The organism is Rugosimonospora acidiphila (assembly GCF_039543385.1).
GTDB classification, from domain to species: Bacteria; Actinomycetota; Actinomycetes; order Mycobacteriales; family Micromonosporaceae; genus Rugosimonospora; species Rugosimonospora acidiphila.
Map to the genome: position 1 here is coordinate 1 of NZ_BAABJQ010000072.1, position 4,182 is coordinate 4,182.

A 4,182-nucleotide genomic window follows, 5' to 3' on the forward strand; every position below is an offset into this window, starting at 1 on the left:
ATGGTCCGTTGACGGCGGCGGCGAAGGAGGTTCTGGGTTCTGGGGTGACGGCGGTTGCGGCGCAGCGCCGGGACCGGGATGAGGTGGAGTCGTGGTTGTCGGCGTTGGCCCGGTTGTATGTGACGGGCACCCCGGTGCAGTGGCCGTGTGCGGCGGCACCGGAGTTGAGCCTGCCGACGTACCCGTTCCAGCACCAGCACTACTGGCTGACCGCACCCGGCTCCGAGACCAGCACCGACACCCTGCGGTACCAGGTGGACTGGAAGCCGGTCGAGACTCCCACCTCCGTGGGGTCGGGGCGGTGGCTGATCGCCGGCCACGGCACCGCCGCCCAACGCGGGCTCACCGAGGCGCTGCGCGCCGCCGGCCTCGACTGCGGGCCGGTCGACCTGCCCGTCGGCGCCGACCGCGACACCATGACCGACCGCCTGACCACGGCCGGAACGGATTCCGTCGCCGGCCTACTGTCCCTGCTGGCGCTGTCCGCGGACGCCGACGACCTCCTCGACGACACGGTCGCACTGCTGCAGGCCGCGACCGCGGCCGGGATCGACGCGCCGCTGTGGTGCGCCACCAGCGGAGCGGTCCGCACCGGCGAGCAGGACGCGCGGCCCGACCCGGCACAGGCCGCGCTGTGGGGCCTCGGCCGGACCGCCGCGCTCGACCTGCCGGGCCGGTGGGGTGGCCTGGTCGACCTGCCCGAGACCACACCCGCCGAGTACGCGTCGACGCTGGCCGGGATCCTCGGCCGGGCCGACGACGAGGACCAGGTCGCGCTCCGCCCCGGCGGGGTGCTGGCGCGCCGCCTGCTGCCGGCCGGCCCGGCCACCCCGGGTACCTGGCAGACCAGCGGAACGGTGCTCATCACCGGCGGCACCGGCGCGCTCGGTGGCGAGGTCGCGCGGTGGGTGGCCCGTCGCGGAGCCGAGCACGTCGTGCTGGCCAGCCGTGCGGGCACCGCCGCGGCCGGTGCCACGGAGCTGGTCGAGGAGCTTGCCGGCCTCGGTACCCGAGCCTCGGTGGTCGCCTGCGACGTCGCCGACCGGGAGGCCGTCACGGCGCTGGTCCGGTCGCTCGGCGACGAGCTGCGTACCGTCGTGCACGCCGCCGGCGTCGGCGGTCCGACGCCGTTGGACACCGCGGAACCGGGAGACCTCGAGGCGATCCTGGCGGCGAAGGTGCGCGGCGCCCGCTACCTGGACGAGGCCCTCGGCGACCGGGAGCTGGACGCCTTCGTCCTGTTCTCCTCGATCGCCGGAGTGTGGGGCAGCGGCCGGCAGGCGGCGTACGGGGCCGCGAACGCCTACCTCGACGGGCTCGCCCAGCGCCGCCGGGCCGACGGGCGGGTGGCCACCGCGGTCGCCTGGGGCCCGTGGGCCGACGGCGGCATGGCCACCGACTACGAGGCCGAGGACTACCTGCGCCGGCGCGGCCTGCGCCCACTGCCGCCGCAGCGTGCGATAGCCGCCCTGGAAAGGGCGCTCGCGGGGGGCGACACCACGGTGACCGTGGCCGACGTGGACTGGACGCGCTTCATCCCGGCGTTCACCTCGCTGAGGCCGGCGCCGCTGATGTCCGACATCCCCGGGGTGCGCGAGGCGCTCGTCCCGGCGGCCGGGCCGGCCACGGCCGCGCTGGGCCTGCGCGACCGGCTCGCCCGGATGCCCGCCGAGCAGGCCCAGCGCTCGCTGCTGGAACTGGTGCGGGAGCAGGCCGCCGCGGCGCTCGGGTACCCGGCCGGTGAGCCGATCTCGGCCAGGCGGCCGTTCACGGAACTCGGCTTCGACTCGCTGACCTCGATCGAGTTCCGTAACCGGCTGAACGCGGCGACCGGCCTGTCGCTGCCGGCCGGCATCGTCTTCGACTTCCCGACCCCGGCCGCGCTTGCCGAGATGCTCGGCACCGAGCTGCTGCCGGACGGTCCCGCCGACTCGGAGGAGGCGATACTGCGCGCGGCACTGGCTGCCGTCCCGCTGGCCCGCTTCCGCGAGGCCGGCCTGCTGCCGGCACTGCTCGACCTGGCCGGCGGAAGCGGTATCGGGCCCGCTGGCTCGCCCGAGGGTGACCCCGACTCGCTCGACAGCCTCGACGCCGAGGCGCTGGTGCGCCTGGCGTTGGACGGAACGGAGGCCTGAGATATGACCAGCCCCGAGAAGATAGTCGAGGCGCTCCGTGCGTCCGTCAAGGAGGCCGACCGGCTGCGCCGGCAGAACCGGGCGCTCATCGCCGCGGCGGCCGAGCCGGTGGCGATCGTGGCCATGTCCTGCCGGTTCCCCGGCGGAGTCAGTACGCCCGAGGACCTGTTCCGGGTCGTCGCCGGCGGCGTCGACACGGTGACACCGCTGCCCGCCGACCGGGGCTGGGACCTCGGCACGCTGCTCCGTGGCGCCAGCAGCACCGGGCACGGCGCCTTCCTGGAGCAGGCGGCGGCCTTCGACGCCGGCTTCTTCGGCATCTCGCCGCGTGAGGCGCTGGCGATGGACCCGCAGCAGCGGCTGTTGCTGGAGATCACCTGGGAGGCGTTCGAACGGGCGGGGATCGACCCGGCGACCGCCCGCGGCAGCGGCACAGGAGTCTTCATCGGCACGAACGGCCAGGACTACGCCACCCTGCTGCGCGGCTCGCTCGAGGACGTGGCCGGCCATCTGGGCATCGGCACGGCGGCGAGCGTCGTCTCCGGCCGGATCGCGTACACGTTCGGCTTCGAGGGCCCCGCGGTGTCCGTGGACACGGCCTGCTCGTCGTCGCTGGTGGCCATGCACTTGGCCGCGCAGTCGCTGAGGCGCGGCGAGTGCGAGCTCGCGGTGGCCGGCGGTGTGACCGTGATGGCGACCTCGGAGACGTTCACCGAATTCTCCCGGCAGGGCGGCCTCGCGGCCGACGGCCGGTGCAAGTCGTTCGCCGAGGCGGCCGATGGTACGGGCTGGGGTGAGGGTGTCGGTCTGGTGCTGCTGGAGCGGTTGTCGGACGCGCGCCGGTTGGGGCATCGGGTGTTGGCGGTGGTGCGTGGTTCGGCGGTGAACCAGGACGGTGCGTCGAATGGGCTCACCGCGCCGAATGGTCCGTCGCAGCAGCGGGTGATCCGGGCGGCGTTGGCTAACGCGGGCCTGACGCCGGCCGAGGTGGATGTGGTGGAGGCGCACGGGACGGGTACGAAGCTCGGTGACCCGATCGAGGCGCAGGCGTTGTTGGCGACCTACGGGCAGGATCGGCCGGAGGATCGGCCGTTGTGGTTGGGTTCGGTGAAGTCGAACATCGGTCATACGCAGGCCGCGGCGGGGGTCGCGGGTGTGATCAAGATGGTGATGGCGATGCGGGCCGGGGTGCTGCCCCGCACGCTGCACGTCGACCAGCCGTCGAGCCGGATCGACTGGACCGTCGGTGCCGTCCGCCTGCTCACCGAGGAGCGGGAGTGGGTCGGTGACCGGCCACGGCGCGCCGGAGTCTCCGCGTTCGGAGTCAGCGGCACCAACGCCCACCTGATCCTTGAGCAGGCCGACGCGGAGGACGGCGAGGCCACAGCGGAGCCCTCGACCGCGCCGAGCGGCACGGTTCCCGGGCGGTACGTGTGGCAGCTGTCCGCCCGTGGCGGCGACGCGCTGCGCGCCCAGGCCGCCCAGCTGCGCACCGCAACGGGCCAGTACGACGCCGCCGCGGTGGCGGCCGGCCTCACCACCGCCCGTCATCTCTTCGAGGACCGGGCGGTCGTCTGGGGCGTCGACCGCGCCGCGCTCGACGCCGGCCTCGATGCCCTCGCCAACGGCGACAGTGCGCCGAACACGGTCGTCGGCCAGGCGCCCGAGGACGACGCCCGGTTGGGTGTGGTGTTTACGGGTCAGGGTGCGCAGCGGGTGGGGATGGGTGCTGGCCTGGCACAGGTGTTTCCGGTGTTCGCGGGGGCGTTGGATGAGGTGTGTGGGCTGTTCGGTCCTGGTCTGCGGCCGGTGATTGAGTCGGGGGTGGGGTTGGAGCGTACGGGGTGGGCGCAGCCGGCGTTGTTTGCGGTGGAGGTGGCGTTGTGGCGGTTGTTGGAGTCGTTTGGGGTGCGTCCGAGTGTGGTGGCGGGGCATTCGATTGGTGAGGTTGTCGCGGCTCATGTGGCGGGGGTGTTGTCGCTTGGGGATGCGGTGCGGTTGGTGGCGGCGCGGGCGTCGTTGATGGAGGCGTTGCCTGAGGGTGGGG

General features: G+C 73.9%; 2 protein-coding genes. Both read left to right on the forward strand.

What is annotated here, in order from left to right:
• A partial coding sequence (locus ABEA87_RS42025; RefSeq protein ID WP_345639391.1) for a beta-ketoacyl reductase occupies window positions 1-2,135 on the forward strand: 2,135 nt, incomplete at its 5' end.
• Window positions 2,136-2,138: 3 nt separating this feature from the next.
• On the forward strand, window positions 2,139-4,182 hold a 2,044-nt coding region (locus tag ABEA87_RS42030; RefSeq protein ID WP_345639392.1), incomplete at its 3' end, for a type I polyketide synthase.